This is a genomic window from Paraburkholderia bannensis NBRC 103871 (assembly GCF_000685015.1).
GTDB classification, from domain to species: domain Bacteria; phylum Pseudomonadota; class Gammaproteobacteria; order Burkholderiales; family Burkholderiaceae; genus Paraburkholderia; species Paraburkholderia bannensis.
Window position 1 is genome coordinate 23,149 of the sequence record NZ_BAYA01000026.1, and the last position, 17,977, is coordinate 41,125.

Genomic DNA, 17,977 nt, shown 5'->3' on the forward strand with positions numbered 1-17,977 from the left:
TCGCCTTATTTGCCGCTGAGCGTTACAAACAGGGTAAGGAGGCCAAGCATGCCAATGATCATGGCAAATGCGTAGTGATAGATATAGCCGGATTGCAGGAAACGAATGACAGTTGCAAACCAGCCGATAAACTTGGCGCTCCCGTTCACGACGCCGTCGATCACGACGACATCGCCCTCCTTCCACAGACCGCGACCGATCGCGACTGCTCCGCGAGCGAAGACGATTTCGTTGATCTTGTCGAGGTAATACGCATTTGCCAGCAGCTTGTAGACCGGTGCGAACGTGCGCTGCACGACTGCGGGCAGATCCGGGCGCTTCATATAGAAGAACCACGCCACCACCACGCCCGCAAGCGCAAGCCAAACCGGTGCGCCCGAGAACGCATGCGCGCCCATCGCGGCCCAGCCCTGGAACTCTTCTGCCATCTCGCTCAGACCCGGATGGTTCTGGCCGATGAAGATGACCTTGTCGAACGCCACGCCGCTCTGGAAGAACGAACCGAACAGCAGCGGCTGGATCGCATAAGCACCAGCGATGATCGACGGGATCGCGAGCAGCACGAGCGGCACCCAGACCACCCACGGCGATTCGTGCGGCACGTGGACGTGATGGTCGTCGTGGCCGTGGTCGCCGTGACCGCTTTGAGCCGAATGTGCGGCCTCGATGCCCATCGGCGATTCCGGATGCTTCGGACCGCGGAAGCGCTCTTCACCGTGGAACACGAGGAAGTACATGCGGAACGAGTACAGCGCCGTGACGAACACGCTGGCGACCACTGCGAAGTACGCGAAGCCCGAACCCGGCAGGTGCGAGAGCTTCACGGCGTCGATGATCGAATCCTTCGAATAGAAGCCCGAGAAGAACGGCGTACCGATCAGCGCGAGCGAACCGACGAGCGACGTAATCCACGTGATCGGCATGTACTTGCGCAGGCCGCCCATGTTGCGCATGTCCTGGTCGTGGTGCATGCCCATGATGACCGAACCCGCGCCGAGGAACAGCAGCGCCTTGAAGAACGCGTGCGTCATCAGGTGGAAGATCGCGACCGGGTACGCCGACACGCCGAGCGCCACCGTCATGTAGCCGAGCTGCGAGAGCGTGGAGTAAGCCACCACGCGCTTGATGTCGTTCTGCACGACGCCCAGGAAGCCCATGAACAGCGCGGTAATGGCGCCGATCACGACGATGAACGAGAGCGCGGCGTCCGACAGTTCGAACAGCGGCGACATGCGCGCGACCATGAAGATACCGGCCGTCACCATGGTTGCCGCGTGAATCAGTGCGGAGATCGGCGTCGGGCCTTCCATCGAATCGGGCAGCCAGACGTGCAGCGGGAACTGCGCCGACTTACCCATCGCGCCGATGAAGAGGCAGATGCACGAGACCGTCAGCAGGTTCCACGAGGTGCCGGGGAACGTCAGCGCGGCCAGCTCATGGCCCTTCGCGAACACGTCGTTGTAGTTCAGCGAGCCGCCGTACGCGAGCAGCAAACCAATGCCCAGCAGGAAGCCGAAGTCACCCACGCGGTTCACGAGGAACGCCTTCATGTTCGCGTAGATGGCGCTTTCACGCTTGAAGTAGAAGCCGATCAGCAGGTACGAGACCAGACCCACCGCTTCCCAGCCAAAGAACAGCTGCAGGAAGTTGTTGGCCATCACGAGCATCAGCATCGAGAACGTGAACAGCGCGATGTACGAGAAGAAGCGCTGGTAGCCCTCTTCTTCCGCCATGTAGCCGATCGTGTAGATGTGCACCATCAGCGACACGAAGGTCACGACGATCATCATGAGCGCCGTGAGCGAGTCGATCAGGAAGCCGACTTCGAACTTCAGGCCGCCCACCGACATCCATTCATAGACCGTCGAGTTGAAGCTCGCGCCATTCAGCACGTCGAAGAACGTCATGCACGAAAGCACGAACGCAATCGCGACGCCGAGAATGGTGACCGTATGCGCGCCAGCGCGCCCCACTGTCTTGCCAAACAGACCCGCGATGAGCGAGCCGGCGAGTGGAGCCAGCGGAATCGCCAGCAGCAAGTTTTCGTTGAGTGTCGTAGCCATAACCGCCTGCCTTAGCCTTTGAGCTGATCGAGATCCTCGACATTGATCGTGTCGAGGCTGCGGAACAGAGTCACAAGAATAGCCAGACCAATTGCTGCTTCCGCCGCCGCAACTGTAAGCACGAAGAACACGAAAATCTGTCCGTGAACGTCACCGAGATAATGCGAGAACGCAACGAAGTTCGTGTTCACCGCCAACAACATCAGCTCAATCGCCATCAGGATGATGATGACGTTGCGCCGATTCAAAAAGATGCCAACGATCGAGATCGCAAAGAGGATCGCGCCGAGGACGAGGTAATGGGCCAGGGTCAACATAGTGGTTCGCTCCTTCGCGCTTAGCTCTTTGTTGCAGGCGCGGCCGGGGCGGCGCCGGGCGCCGCTGCCGGTGCTGCAGGCGCCGCAGCGACATCGGCCGGTGCGGGTTCTTCCACTTCCGGCACTTCGACCACGGCCTGCATCTTCACGATGCGCACACGATCCCTGGCGCGCACGGCGACCTGCTTCGACACGTCCTGGCGCTTGCTGTCCTTCGGCTCGCGCACGGTCAGGCCGATCGCCGCGACGATCGCCACCAGCAGCACCAGCCCGGCCACTTCGAACGCGAAGATGTAATCGGTGTAGATGATCTTGCCGATCAGATGCGTGTTCGACATCGCACCCGACTGCGCCGCGGCCAGCGAGCCGTCGGCCACCGGCGTGGTGGTCGCGCCGTAGCCGTGCCAGAGAATCAGCGCGGTCTCGATCACCATGATCGCGCCCACGATGGTCGCCACCGGGATGAAGCGCTTGAAGTCGCGGCTCAGCACGTCGACGTTGATGTCCAGCATCATGACGACGAACAGGAACAGAACCATCACCGCGCCCACATAGACGAGCACGAGCAGGATCGCGAGGAATTCGGCCTCGAGCAGCATCCAGACCGCGGCCGCGTTGAAGAACGCGAGCACGAGAAAGAGCGCGGACGAGACAGGATTGCGCGCGGTGATCACCTTCAGCCCTGATAGCGTGAGCAGCAGCGCGAAGATGTAGAACAGGACGGTCGTGAATTCCATGATTACTGGTTCATCGTTGAGGCCATCATAAGGCGGATTGCGCAGCGCAGACTGGCGGCCAGACCAGGAAGCGTCGCGCCGCGGCGGGCGGCATACGGAGTCGCGGCATTTTCAGGCGCAGGCGTGCCCCGCAGCCGGCCCGCAACGCGGGCCGATGCAGCGTCAAACTGAAGATCAACGGTACGGTGCATCTGCTGCCTTGTTCGCGGCGATCTGCGCTTCATATCGATCGCCAACGGCCAGCAGCATTTCCTTCGTGAAATACAGATCGCCGCGCTTCTCGCCGTGGTACTCGAGAATGTGCGTTTCGACGATCGAGTCCACCGGGCAGCTTTCTTCGCAGAAGCCGCAGAAGATGCACTTGGTCAGGTCGATGTCGTAACGCGTCGTGCGGCGCGTGTTGTCGGCGCGTACGTCCGATTCGATGGTAATGGCCATCGCCGGGCACACGGCTTCGCACAGCTTGCACGCGATGCAGCGCTCTTCGCCATTTTCATAGCGGCGCAGTGCATGCAAACCGCGGAAACGAGGCGACATCGGGGTCTTCTCTTCCGGGAACTGCACCGTCACCTTGCGCTTGAAGGTGTAACGACCCGTCAGCGCAAGGCCCTTGAGCAACTCGGTCAGGAAGAACGTCTTGAAGAACTGTTGAATAGCGGTCATTTCGTCGCCCCCTTATTTCCAGATGCTCAGCGGCGACATATACCAGAAGCCAACCACAATCAGCCAGACCACGCACACCGGAATGAACACCTTCCAGCCCAGACGCATGATCTGGTCATAGCGGAAGCGCGGGAACGTCGCGCGAGCCCAGATGAACACGGACAGGAAGAAGAAAGTCTTCAGAACCAGCCAGAACACGCCCGGGATGAAATCGAGGAACGCGAACGGCGCGCTCCAGCCGCCGAGGAACAGCACCGACGTGAGCGCCGAAATCACGATCATGTTGATGTACTCGGCCAGGAAGAAGAGCGCGAAGCCCATCCCCGAGTAATCGACCATGTGACCGGCCACGATTTCCGATTCGCCTTCCACCACGTCGAACGGGTGGCGATTGGTTTCCGCGAGGCCCGAGATGAAGTAGACGACGAACATCGGCAGCAGCGGCAGCCAGTTCCACGAGAGGAACGTGATGCCATGGCTCGCGAACATGCCTTGCATCTGCTGGCGCACGATGTCCGACAGATTCAGGCTGCCCGACACCATCAGCACCACGACGAGCGCGAAGCCCATCGCGATTTCATACGAAACCATCTGCGCCGCGGCGCGCATCGCGCCAAGGAACGCGTACTTCGAGTTCGAAGCCCAGCCCGCGAGAATCACGCCATAGACGCCGAACGACGAAATCGCCATCACGTAGAGCAGACCGGCGTTGATGTCGCCGAGCACCGCGCCCGCCTGGAACGGAATCACCGCCCAGACCGCGAAGGCCGGCACCACCACCATGATCGGCGCGACCATGTAGACCCAGCGGCTCGCCTGGGCGGGCTGGATCACTTCCTTGAGCAGCAGCTTCAGCACGTCGGCGATCGGCTGCAGCAAGCCGCCGGGGCCGACGCGGTTCGGGCCCAGACGCACATGCATCCAGCCGATGAGCTTGCGCTCCCAGAGAATCAGGTACGCCACGCACAGCAGGATCACCACCGCGACGACGAGAATGCGCACCAGCGCCCACACCGTGGGCCAGGCCACGCCGAGCAGCTGGCTGCCGCCTGCATTGATCGTATCGAACAAGCTCATTTACGCCTTCTCCACCAGCAGTTCACCGAACAGGCTGCCGAGCTGCGCGCCGGCCGGCGTGGCCGCCGAAAGACGCACGGCCGTCGGCGCAAGATTCGCGTCACGCGTCGCGGGCACCGTCACCGACAGCTCGCCCTGGCGCACGCGCACGGCGTCGCCTTCCTTCAGGCCGAGCTGGTCGAACAGCGCAGCCGGCAGGCCGACCGTGTTCGCCACGCGCGCGGCCGTCGTGAGGTGCAGCGCTTCGGAGCGGCGCACGATCGGGTCGGCGTGATAGATGGGCACATCGGAGATGCGCTCGAAGCGACCTTCCGCTGCCTTCGCGACGCTTGCGCGCGCAACCGCAGCGCCAGTCCTGTTCGACAGACGTGCTTCGAAGCTGCCGTCGCCGATGGCCTTGCGGCGCACTTCTTCGGCTGCGTCGTATTCGAAACCCGGCAGGCCGAGCAGCGTACCCAGCACGCGCAGGACCTTCCAGGCCGGACGCGTGTCGCCGAGCGGGCGCACGACGCCGTTGAAGATCTGCACCGTGCCTTCGGCGTTGACGAAGGTGCCCGACGTTTCCGTGTACGGCGCGATCGGCAGCAGCACGTCGGCGTAGTCGAGGCCGGTCTTGAACGGCGAGAACACGGCGACCATTTCGGCCTGCGCGAGCGCGGCGCGCGCAGCAGCCGGGTTGGCCGTGTCGAACTCGGGTTCGACGTTGAACAGCAGATAGCCCTTGCGCGGCTGCTCGAACACTTCGCGTGCGTTCAGGCCGTCGCGACCCGGCAGTGCGCCCACCAGGTGCGCGCCAACCGTGTTCGCCGCTTCCGTGAGGAAACCGAGCGTGGCGCCCGTCGTCTCGGCGATGAACTGGGCGGCCGCGTGCAGACGCGAGAATTCCGGATGCTGGACGGCAGCGTTGCCGAGCAGCACGAAGCGGCGCTCGCCGCTTGCGAGCGAGGCGGCGACCTGCTTCGCGGCTTCCGTCGCTTGTGCGCCAGCGAAGCCTTCCGGCAGCGCGACGCCCTTCGCTTCAGCCGCAGCGGCAGCGATGGCCGCGAGTTCGTCGAGCCATGCCGACGGCGCGGCGACGATGCGCTGCGCGTTCGGGATCAGCGAACCATCGGCCGTCGCGTTGAGGAACGACACCTGTGCGCCGCCCTTCGCTGCCTGGCGCAGACGCGCGGCGAACAGCGCGTGGTCGCGACGCAGGAACGAGCCGACGATGAATGCGGAATCGGCATACGACAGATCGGCGATCTTCGCACCGAGCCACGGCGTGCCTTCCAGCGGCGCCGAGAAGTCGCTCTGGCGCAGGCGGAAGTCGACGTTCGGCGTGCCGATCGCGTCCGCGAGCTGCTTCACGAGGTGCAGTTCTTCAATCGTGCTGTGCGGGCTGACCAGCGCGGCGAGCATGTTCTCGCCATGATCGTCGCTGATGCCGCGAATGCCCTTGACCACGTAGTCCAGCGCGGTCTGCCAGTCGGTCTCGACCCACTCGCCACCCTGTTTGATCATCGGGCGCGTGAGGCGGTCTTCGGCGTTCAGGCCTTCGTACGAGAAGCGATCCTTGTCCGAGATCCAGCATTCGTTGACGGCTTCATTCTCGAACGGCAGCACGCGCATCACGCGGTTGTTCTTGACCTGCACGACGAGGTTCGCACCCGTCGAATCGTGCGGGCTAACCGACTTGCGGCGCGACAGTTCCCACGTACGCGCCGAGAAGCGGAACGGCTTGCTCGTAAGCGCGCCGACCGGGCACAGGTCGATCATGTTGCCCGACAGCTCCGAATCCACGGTCTTGCCGAGGAAGGTGCTGATTTCCGAGTGCATGCCGCGACCGAGCATGCCGAGCTCCATCACCCCGGCGATCTCGTCGCCGAAGCGCACGCAGCGCGTGCAGTGGATGCAGCGCGACATCTCTTCCATCGAGATGAGCGGGCCGACGTTCTTGTGGAACACGACGCGCTTTTCTTCGCTGAAGCGCGACGCCGACTTGCCGTAACCCACTGCCAGATCCTGGAGCTGGCACTCGCCGCCCTGATCGCAGATCGGGCAATCCAGCGGGTGATTGATCAGCAGGAATTCCATCACGGCTTGCTGACCCTGCACGGCCTTGTCCGACGTCGTGCGCACGACCATGCCCTGCGAGACCGGGGTCGCGCATGCGGGCACGGCCTTCGGCATCTTTTCGACATCGACGAGACACATCCGGCAGTTGGCCGCGATCGACAGCTTCTTGTGATAGCAGAAGTGCGGAATGTACGTGTCCACGCGCTGCGCAGCCTGGATCACCATGCTGCCCTCGGGCACCTGCACCTTCTTGCCGTCTATTTCAAGTTCAACCATGATGGTTAATCGTCCCTAACCTGTTACCGCTCAATTTCACAGCGGCCTTCCCCGCTTTCATCGCCGTTGCGTCGTGCCGCGCGGTGCGCGCACAACGCGCTGTCCTCATTCGCCCGATCAGGCAGCCACCGTTTCCGGGGCCGCGTGCGAGCCGGCATGACCGCCGACGAGACAACGCTTGTTGTGCACGTGATATTCGAATTCGTCCCAGTAATGCTTGAGCATGCCGCGCACCGGCATGGCCGCTGCGTCGCCGAGCGCGCAGATCGTGCGGCCCATGATGTTGCCCGCCACCGAGTTCAGCAGATCCAGGTCTTCCTGGCGGCCCTGGCCGTGCTCGATACGGTTCACCACGCGATAGAGCCAGCCCGTGCCTTCGCGGCACGGCGTGCACTGGCCGCACGACTCTTCGTAATAGAAGTACGAGAGACGCAGCAGCGAGCGCACCATGCAGCGCGTTTCGTCCATGACGATGACCGCACCCGAGCCGAGCATCGAGCCCTGCTTGGCGATGGAGTCATAGTCCATGTCCGTCTGCATCATCAGGTCGCCCGGAATGACCGGCGCCGACGAGCCGCCCGGAATCACGGCCTTGAGCTTCTTGCCGCCGCGCACGCCGCCGGCGAGTTCCATCAGCGTCGCGAACGGCGTGCCGAGCGGAATCTCGTAGTTGCCCGGACGCTCGACGTCACCCGAGATCGAGAAGATCTTGGTGCCGCCGTTGTTCGGCTTGCCGAGTTCCATGTAAGCCTGCGGGCCCACGGTCAGCAGGAACGGAACGGCCGCGAAGGTTTCCGTGTTGTTGATCGTGGTGGGCTTGCCGTACACGCCGAAGCTCGCCGGGAACGGCGGCTTGAAGCGCGGCTGGCCCTTCTTGCCTTCGAGCGATTCGAGCAGCGCGGTTTCCTCGCCGCACACGTACGCGCCATAACCATGGTGCGCGTGCAACTGGAACGAGAAGTCCGAGCCAAGAATGTTGTCGCCGAGCAGGCCCGCGGCGCGCGCTTCATCCAGCGCGGCCTCGAAGCGGCGATACACCTCGAAGATTTCGCCGTGGATGTAGTTGTAGCCCACCGTGATGCCCATGGCGTACGCGCCGATGGCCATGCCTTCGATCACCGCGTGCGGGTTCAGGCGCAGGATGTCGCGATCCTTGAACGTGCCCGGCTCGCCCTCGTCCGAGTTGCAGACGAGGTACTTCTGGCCGGGGAACTGACGCGGCATGAAGCTCCACTTCAGGCCGGTCGGGAAGCCCGCGCCGCCGCGGCCGCGCAGACCGCCCGCTTTCACGTCGGCGATCACCTGCTCGGGCGGAATCTTTTCTTCGACGATACGGCGCAGCTGCTTGTAGCCACCGCGTGCAACGTAATCTTCGAGATGCCAGTTCTCGCCGTTGAGGCCCGCGAGAATCAGGGGTTTGATGTGACGGTCGTGCAACGCAGTCATTTCGAAAGCTCCTCAAGCAGCTGGTCGATCTTCTCGCGGCTCATGAAGCTGCACATGCGGTGGTTGTTCACGAGCAGCACCGGTGCGTCGCCGCACGCGCCCATGCACTCACCTTCTTTCAAGGTGAACTTGCCGTCGGGCGTGGTTTCGCCGAAGTCGATACCGAGCTTCTGCTTCAGATAGTCGGCGGCGCCTTCCGCACCGCCATCCGGGCCGAGCTGACACGGCAGGTTCGTGCAGAGCGTGATCTTGTGCTTGCCGACCGGCCGGGTCTCGAACATCGTATAGAAGGTGGCGACTTCCTGGACGGCAACCGGCGGCATGCCGATGTAGTCGGCCACGAACTGCATCAGTTCGGGAGACAGCCAGCCATGCTCTTCTTGAGCAACGGCCAAAGCCGCCATCACGGCGGACTGTCGCTGATCGGCGGGGTACTTCGACAGCGCGCGATCGATTTCTTTCAGGCCTTCAGCTGAGATCATTTTCAGACACGACTCTTTCAATTCCTACCGTTTCAATTCCCGCCAGACAAACTCCTGCCGCGCGTTGTGCATTCCTGCTCGCTGCGTCAGACGTGGCGTTCCCGGTATTTCGCCGCGCGCACCGCACCTGCGGGCGCGCCGGCAGCTTGCTACCTAGCGGTCGATTTCACCGAACACAATGTCCTGCGTGCCGATGATCGTGACCGCGTCGGCAATCATGTGGCCGCGCGCCATTTCATCCAGCGCGGACAGGTGGGCATAACCCGGCGCGCGGATCTTCAGACGATACGGCTTGTTCGCGCCATCCGACACCAGGTAGATGCCGAATTCACCCTTCGGATGTTCGACGGCTGCATACGCCTCGCCTGCGGGCACGTGGAAGCCTTCCGTGAAGAGCTTGAAGTGGTGAATCAGCTCTTCCATGTTCGACTTCATGTTCACGCGCGACGGCGGCGCAACCTTGTGATTGTCGACCATCACGGGGCCCGGATTCTTGCGCAGCCACTCAATGCACTGTTTCGCGATCCGGGTGGACTGGCGCATCTCTTCGATACGCACGAGATAGCGGTCGTAACAATCGCCGTTCACGCCCACCGGAATGTCGAAATCGAGCTGGTCGTAGACTTCGTACGGCTGCTTCTTGCGCAGGTCCCATTCGATGCCCGAACCGCGCAGCATCGCCCCCGTGAGACCCAGTTGCATCGCACGCTCGGGGCTCACCACGCCGATGCCCACGAGACGCTGCTTCCAGATGCGGTTGTCGGTGAGCAGCGTTTCGTACTCGTCGACACAGCCCGGGAAGCGCGTGAAGAAGTCGTCGATGAAATCCAGCACCGAGCCCTGGCGCGCTTCATTCATCTTCGCCAGTGCTTTCTCGTTGTGGATTTTCGACGCCTTGTATTGCGGCATTGCGTCCGGCAGGTCGCGATAGACGCCGCCCGGACGATAGTAGGCCGCGTGCATACGCGCGCCCGACACCGCCTCATAGACGTCCATCAGGTCTTCGCGCTCGCGGAAGGCGTAGAGGAACACCGCCATCGCGCCGACGTCGAGACCGTGCGAGCCAATCCACATCAGGTGGTTCAGCACGCGCGTGATTTCGTCGAACAGCACCCGGATGTACTTGGCGCGGATCGGCACTTCGAGGCCGAGCAGCTTTTCGATCGCGAGCACATAGCCGTGCTCGTTGACCATCATCGACACGTAGTCGAGACGGTCCATGTACGGCACCGACTGGATGAAGGTCTTGCTCTCGGCGAGCTTTTCGGTCGCGCGATGCAGCAGGCCGATGTGCGGATCGGCGCGCTGGATCACTTCGCCGTCGAGCTCCAGCACGAGGCGCAGCACACCGTGCGCTGCCGGGTGCTGCGGGCCGAAGTTGAGCGTGTAGTTCTTGATCTCTGACATGCGACCCTCTTAGTGTTTCTTCAGACCGCCGTAGCGATCCTCGCGGATCACACGCGGCGTGATCTCGCGCGGCTCGATCGTAACCGGTTGATAGACTACCCGCTTCTGCTCCGGGTCATATCGCATCTCGACATAGCCGGAGACCGGGAAGTCCTTGCGGAACGGATGGCCAATGAAACCGTAGTCGGTCAGGATACGGCGCAGGTCGGGGTGACCTTCGAAGACGATACCGAAGAGGTCGAACGCTTCACGTTCGTACCAGTTGGCCGAATTCCAGATCTCCACGACGGAGGGCACGATAGGCACTTCGTCGTCCGGCGCGAAGACGCGCAGACGCAGACGCCAGTTGTTCGTAATGGAGAGCAGATGCGAGACGGCCGCAAAACGCGGGCCTTCCCAGACACCGTCACCATAGGTTTGATAGTCGACGCCACAGAGGTCGACCAGTTGTTCGAAGCGGAGCGACGGATTGTCGCGCAATTCTGTCGCGACATTCAGGTAATCTACCGCTTTTATGACCAAGGTCAACTCACCGAGCTTTTCAGTGAGGCTGACGACGCGCGCACCAAGGGCCGCTTCGAGGTTCGCTTTCAGGGTCTCGAGTTTGCTTGCCATATTGTGGGGGAGGCGTTTGGCCTTTATTGACGGGCGATGGTGCTAGTGCGGCGAATCTTCGCCTGCAACTGGATCACCCCGTAGACGAGGGCTTCCGCCGTGGGCGGGCAACCCGGCACGTAGACGTCGACCGGCACGATCCGATCACAGCCGCGCACGACCGAATACGAATAGTGATAGTAGCCGCCGCCGTTGGCGCAGGATCCCATCGAGATGACCCAGCGCGGCTCGGCCATCTGGTCATAGACCTTGCGCAGCGCAGGCGCCATCTTGTTGCAGAGCGTGCCGGCGACGATCATCACGTCGGACTGACGCGGACTCGGGCGAAACACCACGCCGAAGCGGTCGAGGTCGTAACGGGCCGCGCCCGCGTGCATCATTTCGACCGCGCAACACGCCAGGCCGAACGTCATTGGCCACAGCGAGCCAGTGCGCGTCCAGTTGATCAGCTTGTCAGCCGTGGTGGTGACAAACCCTTCCTTCAAGACCCCTTCGATACTCATGTGCTTTCCACTCCAGCGGACGGCCTGCAGTGTCCCCACAGTGCCGCCCATGCTATCCGGCGATTTAACCCGTCATTCCCAGTCGAGACCGCCTTTCTTCCAGATGTAGGCAAAGCCCAGCAGGAATTCGAGCAGAAACAGCATCATCGACAGGAAACCCGGCCAGCCGATGTCGCGCAGGGCAACGCCCCACGGAAACAGGAATGCCGTTTCGAGATCGAAGATGATGAAGAGAATGGCCACGAGGTAATACCGTACATCGAACTTCATGCGCGCGTCTTCGAACGCCTCAAAGCCGCACTCGTACGGTGAATTCTTTTCGCTGTTTGGCCGATTGGGACCGAGGATCTTGCCGATGCTGACCAGCGCCACGCCCAGACCAAGACCTACAAGAAGGAATAACAGGACGGGGTAATAGGTAGCGAGGTTCAAGGCTATCCTCTATCGGTTGGTTCTGAGGTTCCGCAGGAGAACTTCTGGTCGCTCCGCGGGAAGTGCTTTACGTATTTCGCGCTGCGAACGAAACAAACACGACGTATAAAGCAAAAATGCCAGCCGAAGCTGATGAAGCAAGCGGCTGGCATTTTCTCGAATACATTGGTGCCGACGGCGAGACTCGAACTCGCACAGCTTTCGCCACTACCCCCTCAAGATAGCGTGTCTACCAATTTCACCACGTCGGCACTACATGCAATCCGGGAGAACAATTATTGCAAACCGCGAATCGCTTCAAGACTTAAATTCTAACCTGTTCCCGCCGTTTGTTCAATGCACAAAAACAGATTTTTGAAACTTATTTCGGAACGTCGTTACCCGGTGCCGAAGACGCTACCGCAGCCGATGCAGCTGCCGTTGCGCTGACATTGGACGCTGCGGAAACACTCGCTGCGACCGGTGCCGAAGCCACGACCGGGGCAGGTGCCGAAGCGCCAAGCACGCCCGCCGAAGGCTTCGCATGATACGACCCCAGGTAGGTTAACGCAAGCGTCGACACGAAAAATACCGTTGCGAGAACTGCGGTAGTACGCGACAGGAAGTTGGCGGAACCGCTTGCGCCAAAGAGGCTGCCCGACGCGCCGCTACCGAAGGCCGCGCCCATGTCGGCGCCTTTGCCGTGTTGCAGCAAGACGAGGCCAATCACCCCGAGCGCCGACAGAAGCTGGACGACGATAATCAACGTTTTCAAATACAGCATCACACTCACCTGAGTCCTGGTTGAACGCATCCTTCTTGAGGATGCGCATTGTAAGCCGGCACGGCCCGCGAGAGGCGCCGTGCGCGAACCTTTAGCCTGCGACGCTTGCGCCCGCCGCAGCGGCCGCGCAGATCGCGAGAAAATCCTGTGCCTTCAATGCCGCACCACCGATCAGGCCGCCATCGATATCGGCCTGACGGAACAGCTCCGCCGCATTCTCCGGCTTCACGCTGCCGCCGTACAGCAGCGGCACGTCCGCCACGTTTGCACCCTTCGCAACCAGACGCGCGCGCAGGAACGCGTGCACCTGCTGCGCCTGCTCCGACATCGCGCTCTTGCCCGTGCCGATGGCCCAGACCGGTTCGTAGGCGACGACGATCTGCGCCGCTTCCTCTGCCGACAGTACGGCGAGCACCGCGTCCAGCTGGGCGCCGACCACCTGCTCGGTCGCACCGCTTTCGCGCTGCTCCAGCGTTTCACCCACGCAGACGATCGGCGTGAGGCCGGCCGCCAGTGCGCGCTGCGTCTTCACCGCGACGAGCTCCGAGCTTTCGCCGTGATACGCGCGACGCTCCGAGTGACCGACGATCGCAAAGCCGGCTTCGAAATCCGCGACCATGCCCGCAGCGACTTCACCGGTGTAAGCGCCCTGCTCGTGCGCCGACACGTCCTGCGCGCCCCACACCACCCGGCTGCCGCCGAGCAATGCCTGCGCCTGCGCGAGATAGGGGAACGGCACGCACACGCCGACGCGCACGTCGGCCGGCAGCGCCTGAGCGCCCTGTGCGACACCTTCGAGCAATGCTGCGTTGGCCGCCAGGCGACCATGCATCTTCCAGTTACCGACTACGAGCTTCGATCGTTGATTCGTCATTGTTCCGGTTGCTGTTAAAAGCGGACGCAAAACACATCATTTTACTGTGTGTAATTGAAGCGGGTCAAACCGGCCCGCGCCTTGCGCACGAAAAATTGCGTCGAAAAAGCCAGGAAAATCAAGCACGATCAAGCACGAAGCTCGCCGCTGCTGTTGCTGCGGCGAGTTGCCCTTTCATGAAAGCGAACCCGACGATGATTACGCCGCCTGATTCCAGTCGAGCATGATCTTGCCGATGTGCTCGCTGCTTTCCATCAGCGCGTGGGCTTGCGCGGCCTGCGCGGCCGGGAACACCTTGTAGATGACCGGCTTGATCCGCCCCTCTTCGAGCAGCGGCCAGACCTTTTCCTTCAGTTCGCGCGCAATCTGCGCCTTGAACTCGACCGAACGCGCGCGCAGGGTCGAACCCGTGATCGTGAGGCGGCGACGCAGGATCTCGCCCATGTTGATCTCGCCCTTCGAGCCGCCGAGCGTCGCGATCAGCACGATGCGTCCGCCCGTCGCGAGCGCCGACAGTTCGCGCGCCACATAACCGCCCGCCACCATGTCGAGGATCACGTCCACGCCGCGGTCGTTCGTGAGCGCCTTCACGACTTCGACGAAATCCTCGCTGCGGTAATTGATCGCCCGGTCGGCGCCGAGCGCTTCGCACGCGCGGCATTTCTCGTCCGAACCCGCCGTCGCGAACACGCGAAAGCCCAGCGCGTGCGCAATCTGGATCGCCGTTACGCCGATTCCGCTCGAACCGCCCTGCACGAGCAGCGTCTCGTTCTCGCCGCCCTCGCCGTTGCCAAGGTGGGCGCGTTGGAACACGTTGCTCCAGACCGTGAAGAAGGTTTCCGGCAGCGACGCCGCTTCGAGATCCGTGAGCCCTTTGGGCACCGGCAGACACTGGCCGAGCGGTGCGACCGCGTATTCGGCGTAGCCGCCGCCCGCGATCAATGCACAGACGCGATCGCCCAGCTTCAGGCCAAACGGATTGTTCTTTTCGTCGATGTTGCCGCCGACGATTTCACCCGCGACCTCCAGCCCCGGCAGATCGGAAACGCCCGGCGGCGGCGCGTAAGCGCCCTTGCGCTGGAACACGTCGGGGCGATTGACGCCCGATGCGCTCACCTTGATCAGCACTTCGCCCGCTTTGGGCTCCGGCGTCGCGCGCTCGGCGAGTTTTAGCACGTCCGGTGCACCGAATTCGGTAATCTCGACTGCCAACATTTCGCGTCTCCCAAGGGCCTGGCCCAGGTGTGGATGGCGCTGCGCCCGCGACGCGGCGCGCACGGCAATCCCACCTACATTCTCATAAAAAAACGGCCGGCGCGCTCATCGCGCTGCCGGCCGTTTCAGCTTGCCGCCTTACTGCTGCGGTTCGCCTTGCGGTGCGCCGCCGTTGGCCTGCTCGTTGAGCAGTGCCTTCGCCGACAGACGCACGCGACCCTTCTCGTCCGTCTGGATGACCTTGACCTTAACGATCTGGCCTTCCTTCAGATAGTCGTTGATGTCCTTGATGCGCTCGTTAGCGATCTCGGAGATGTGCAGCAGACCATCCTTGCCCGGCAGCAGGTTCACGATTGCACCGAAGTCCAGCAGCTTCAGCACCGCGCCTTCGTAGACCTGACCGACTTCGACTTCAGCCGTGATGTTCTCGATGCGCTTCTTCGCTTCGGCCATGCCTTCGCTCGACGTCGAAGCGATCGTCACGACGCCGTCGTCCGAAATGTCGATGGTCGTGCCGGTTTCTTCCGTCAGTGCGCGGATCACCGAACCGCCCTTGCCGATCACGTCGCGGATCTTTTCCGGGTTGATCTTGATGGTGATCATGCGCGGAGCGTAAGCCGACAGCTCCGTGTTCACGCCCGACACCGCCGAGGTCATCTTGCCGAGGATATGCAGACGGGCTTCGTGCGCTTGCGCGAGCGCGACCTGCATGATTTCCTTGGTGATGCCCTGGATCTTGATGTCCATCTGCAGCGCGGTCACGCCAGCTTCCGTACCTGCCACCTTGAAGTCCATGTCGCCGAGGTGATCTTCATCGCCGAGGATGTCGGTCAGCACCGCGAACTTGTTGTCTTCGAGGATCAGGCCCATCGCGATACCGGCGACGTGCGCCTTCATCGGCACGCCAGCGTCCATCAGTGCGAGGCAGCCGCCGCAGACCGAAGCCATCGACGACGAGCCGTTCGATTCGGTGATTTCCGAAACGACGCGGATCGAGTAGCCGAATTCTTCAGCGCTCGGCAGGCACGCGACGAGCGCGCGCTTGGCCAGACGGCCGTGACCGACTTCACGGCGCTTGGGCGAACCAACACGGCCCGTTTCGCCGGTCGCGAACGGGGGCATGTTGTAGTGGAGCATGAAGCGGTCGCGGTACTCGCCTTCGAGCGCGTCGATGATCTGCTCGTCGCCCTTCGTGCCGAGCGTCGCAACGACCAGCGCCTGCGTTTCGCCACGCGTGAACAGTGCCGAACCGTGCGTGCGCGGCAGCACGCCAGTGCGAATTTCGATCGGGCGAACCGTGCGCGTGTCACGGCCGTCGATACGCGGCTCGCCGTTCAGGATCTGCGAACGGACGATCTTGGCTTCGATGTCGAACAGCATGTTGCCGACGGTCGCCTTGTCGGCCGCCGTCGTGCCGGCCGCAGCCGCGTCTTCTTCGAGCTTCGCCGACGTCGCTGCGTAGACTTCCTTCAGCTTGGTCGAACGCTGTTGCTTGTCGCGCAGCTGGTATGCAGCGAGCAGGTCGCTGTGAGCCAGTTCCGTCACGCGTGCGATCAGCGCTTCGTTCTTCGGGGCCGGTTGCCAGTCCCACTCGGGCTTGCCACCGTCGCGAACCAGTTCATGGATCGCGTCGATTGCCGTTTGCATCTGCTCGTGGCCGAACACGACCGCGCCGAGCATGACGTCTTCCGGCAGTTGATCGGCTTCCGATTCCACCATCAGCACTGCGCGTTCCGTACCGGCGACCACGAGGTCAAGGCGCGACTGCTTGCTTTGCGAGCGCGTCGGGTTCAGGACGAACTGGTTGTCGATGTAGGCCACGCGTGCGGCGCCGACCGGGCCGTTGAACGGCAGACCCGAGATCGCCAGCGCAGCCGACGCGCCGATCAGCGCGGGGATGTCAGCCGGGATTTCCGGGTTGATCGACAGGACGTGGATCACGACCTGGACTTCGTTGTAGAAGCCTTCCGGGAACAGCGGGCGCAGCGGACGGTCGATCAGGCGCGAAATCAGCGTTTCGCCTTCCGACGGACGGCCTTCACGGCGGAAGAAACCGCCCGGGATCTTACCGGCCGAATAGGTCTTCTCGAGGTAATCGACGGTGAGCGGGAAGAAGTCTTGACCCGGCTTGGCCGTCTTCGCGCCGACGACGGTCGCGAGCACGACGGTGTCTTCGACGTCGACGATGACGGCGCCGCTCGCCTGACGGGCGATTTCACCGGTTTCGAGGCGCACATTGTGCTGGCCCCATTTGAATTCCTTCACGACTTTATTGAACATGGTCATGGTCACTCACTCCTTACTCATTTGTTATGCGACGCCCGCACACGCGGACGACGCGGCAAGACAGGTTCCGATACCGCGCAGGTCAGAGGAGTGTTATGCCATTCCAGCGGATCGCGCGGCGGCGAACACGCTGCGGCGCACTGTCGCGCCGCACGATGCGATGGAATGACACAAAACTCTGCCCCGTGGCCCGGCCCTGCTGCTTGGTGTACTGCCTTTTTTGTGATGCTTCTACTGCCTGGTGTTGCCTTGTACTGCTATGTCCTGCTTTGTGCTGCCTTGTACCGCTATCCGGTACGCATCGCGAGAAGCGTACCGTTCAAAAACAAAATGCCTGTATCAGTGGAACTGACACAGGCATCTTTTTGCAAGACCTTGCGATTACTTGCGCAGACCCAGCTTCTCGATCAGAGCGCGGTAACGATCAGCGTCCTTGCCCTTCAGGTAGTCGAGCAGCTTGCGGCGGCGGCTCACCATGCGCAGCAGACCGCGGCGGCTGTGGTGATCCTTCGCGTGCGACTTGAAGTGGCCAGTCAGTTCGTTGATACGCGACGTCAGGAGTGCAACCTGAACTTCGGGGGAACCCGTGTCGCCGGTGCCGCGCGCGAATTGCGCGACGATGTCGGACTTCTTGATATCTGCTACGGACATTTTGCTTTTCCTTTAAAACAAACGAGCGGTCACGGAAGAAAGGCCGTGCCGTGCTTGATTCTTACTGGTTCTTACCCACCGCAAAATACGGCGAGTCCGGCATTGTAGCACA

At 62.2% G+C, this 17,977-nt stretch carries 17 protein-coding genes and 1 tRNA gene; all 18 read right to left on the reverse strand.

Annotation, left to right across the window (positions count from 1 at the left end; all coding sequences use genetic code 11):
* Nucleotides 1-5: 5 nt before the first annotated feature.
* The 18 genes from nuoL to rpsO all read right to left on the reverse strand — a co-directional run bounded on the left by nuoL (nt 6) and on the right by rpsO (nt 17,865).
* A complete protein-coding gene (gene nuoL / locus BBA01S_RS29375) occupies nt 6-2,063 on the reverse strand; it encodes an NADH-quinone oxidoreductase subunit L (protein WP_027819573.1) in 2,058 nt (685 codons plus the stop codon).
* A gap of 11 nt (nt 2,064-2,074) precedes the next feature.
* On the reverse strand, nt 2,075-2,380 hold the full coding sequence (gene nuoK, locus BBA01S_RS29380) for an NADH-quinone oxidoreductase subunit NuoK (protein ID WP_006052894.1): 306 nt from the start codon (nt 2,378-2,380) through the stop codon (nt 2,075-2,077).
* A gap of 20 nt (nt 2,381-2,400) precedes the next feature.
* Entirely contained in the window at nt 2,401-3,117 is a 717-nt protein-coding gene (locus tag BBA01S_RS29385) for an NADH-quinone oxidoreductase subunit J (RefSeq protein ID WP_027819574.1), read from the reverse strand.
* A gap of 174 nt (nt 3,118-3,291) precedes the next feature.
* Nucleotides 3,292-3,780 (reverse strand): NADH-quinone oxidoreductase subunit NuoI, encoded by a 489-nt coding sequence (gene nuoI / locus BBA01S_RS29390; RefSeq protein WP_027819575.1) that lies wholly within the window; start codon nt 3,778-3,780, stop codon nt 3,292-3,294.
* A gap of 12 nt (nt 3,781-3,792) precedes the next feature.
* Complete coding sequence (nuoH, locus tag BBA01S_RS29395; protein ID WP_027819576.1) at nt 3,793-4,857, reverse strand: NADH-quinone oxidoreductase subunit NuoH; 1,065 nt, start codon at nt 4,855-4,857, stop codon at nt 3,793-3,795.
* Nucleotides 4,858-7,191: an NADH-quinone oxidoreductase subunit NuoG gene (nuoG, locus tag BBA01S_RS29400; protein WP_027819577.1), complete on the reverse strand. Its 2,334-nt coding sequence runs from the start codon at nt 7,189-7,191 to the stop codon at nt 4,858-4,860. It lies immediately after the preceding gene.
* Between the two features lie 117 nt (nt 7,192-7,308).
* The gene (gene nuoF / locus BBA01S_RS29405; protein WP_027819578.1) at nt 7,309-8,637 is read right to left on the reverse strand and encodes an NADH-quinone oxidoreductase subunit NuoF; all 1,329 of its coding nucleotides are present in this window, start codon (nt 8,635-8,637) and stop codon (nt 7,309-7,311) included.
* Complete coding sequence (gene nuoE / locus BBA01S_RS29410) at nt 8,634-9,119, reverse strand: NADH-quinone oxidoreductase subunit NuoE (protein ID WP_027819579.1); 486 nt, start codon at nt 9,117-9,119, stop codon at nt 8,634-8,636. The genes nuoF and nuoE overlap by 4 nt, the downstream gene beginning before the upstream one ends.
* 153 nt (nt 9,120-9,272) lie before the next feature.
* A complete protein-coding gene (locus BBA01S_RS29415) occupies nt 9,273-10,526 on the reverse strand; it encodes an NADH-quinone oxidoreductase subunit D (RefSeq protein ID WP_027819580.1) in 1,254 nt (417 codons plus the stop codon).
* A 9-nt stretch (nt 10,527-10,535) separates the two neighbouring features.
* Complete coding sequence (locus tag BBA01S_RS29420) at nt 10,536-11,141, reverse strand: NADH-quinone oxidoreductase subunit C (protein WP_027819581.1); 606 nt, start codon at nt 11,139-11,141, stop codon at nt 10,536-10,538.
* A 23-nt stretch (nt 11,142-11,164) separates the two neighbouring features.
* Complete coding sequence (locus tag BBA01S_RS29425) at nt 11,165-11,644, reverse strand: NuoB/complex I 20 kDa subunit family protein (protein ID WP_027819582.1); 480 nt, start codon at nt 11,642-11,644, stop codon at nt 11,165-11,167.
* A 72-nt stretch (nt 11,645-11,716) separates the two neighbouring features.
* Entirely contained in the window at nt 11,717-12,076 is a 360-nt protein-coding gene (gene ndhC / locus BBA01S_RS29430; protein WP_027819583.1) for an NADH-quinone oxidoreductase subunit A, read from the reverse strand.
* A 166-nt stretch (nt 12,077-12,242) separates the two neighbouring features.
* Nucleotides 12,243-12,327 (reverse strand) — tRNA-Leu (locus tag BBA01S_RS29435).
* Between the two features lie 110 nt (nt 12,328-12,437).
* Nucleotides 12,438-12,839, reverse strand: coding sequence for a preprotein translocase subunit SecG (secG, locus tag BBA01S_RS29440; RefSeq protein WP_027819584.1), 402 nt, complete (start codon nt 12,837-12,839; stop codon nt 12,438-12,440).
* Between the two features lie 91 nt (nt 12,840-12,930).
* A complete protein-coding gene (gene tpiA, locus BBA01S_RS29445) occupies nt 12,931-13,713 on the reverse strand; it encodes a triose-phosphate isomerase (RefSeq protein ID WP_084162623.1) in 783 nt (260 codons plus the stop codon).
* Between the two features lie 198 nt (nt 13,714-13,911).
* Entirely contained in the window at nt 13,912-14,928 is a 1,017-nt protein-coding gene (locus tag BBA01S_RS29450) for an NAD(P)H-quinone oxidoreductase (RefSeq protein ID WP_027819586.1), read from the reverse strand.
* 138 nt (nt 14,929-15,066) lie between these two features.
* The gene (gene pnp / locus BBA01S_RS29455; RefSeq protein ID WP_027819587.1) at nt 15,067-17,214 is read right to left on the reverse strand and encodes a polyribonucleotide nucleotidyltransferase; all 2,148 of its coding nucleotides are present in this window, start codon (nt 17,212-17,214) and stop codon (nt 15,067-15,069) included.
* 381 nt (nt 17,215-17,595) lie between these two features.
* Nucleotides 17,596-17,865 (reverse strand): 30S ribosomal protein S15, encoded by a 270-nt coding sequence (gene rpsO, locus BBA01S_RS29460; protein WP_027795476.1) that lies wholly within the window; start codon nt 17,863-17,865, stop codon nt 17,596-17,598.
* Nucleotides 17,866-17,977 lie beyond the last annotated feature (112 nt).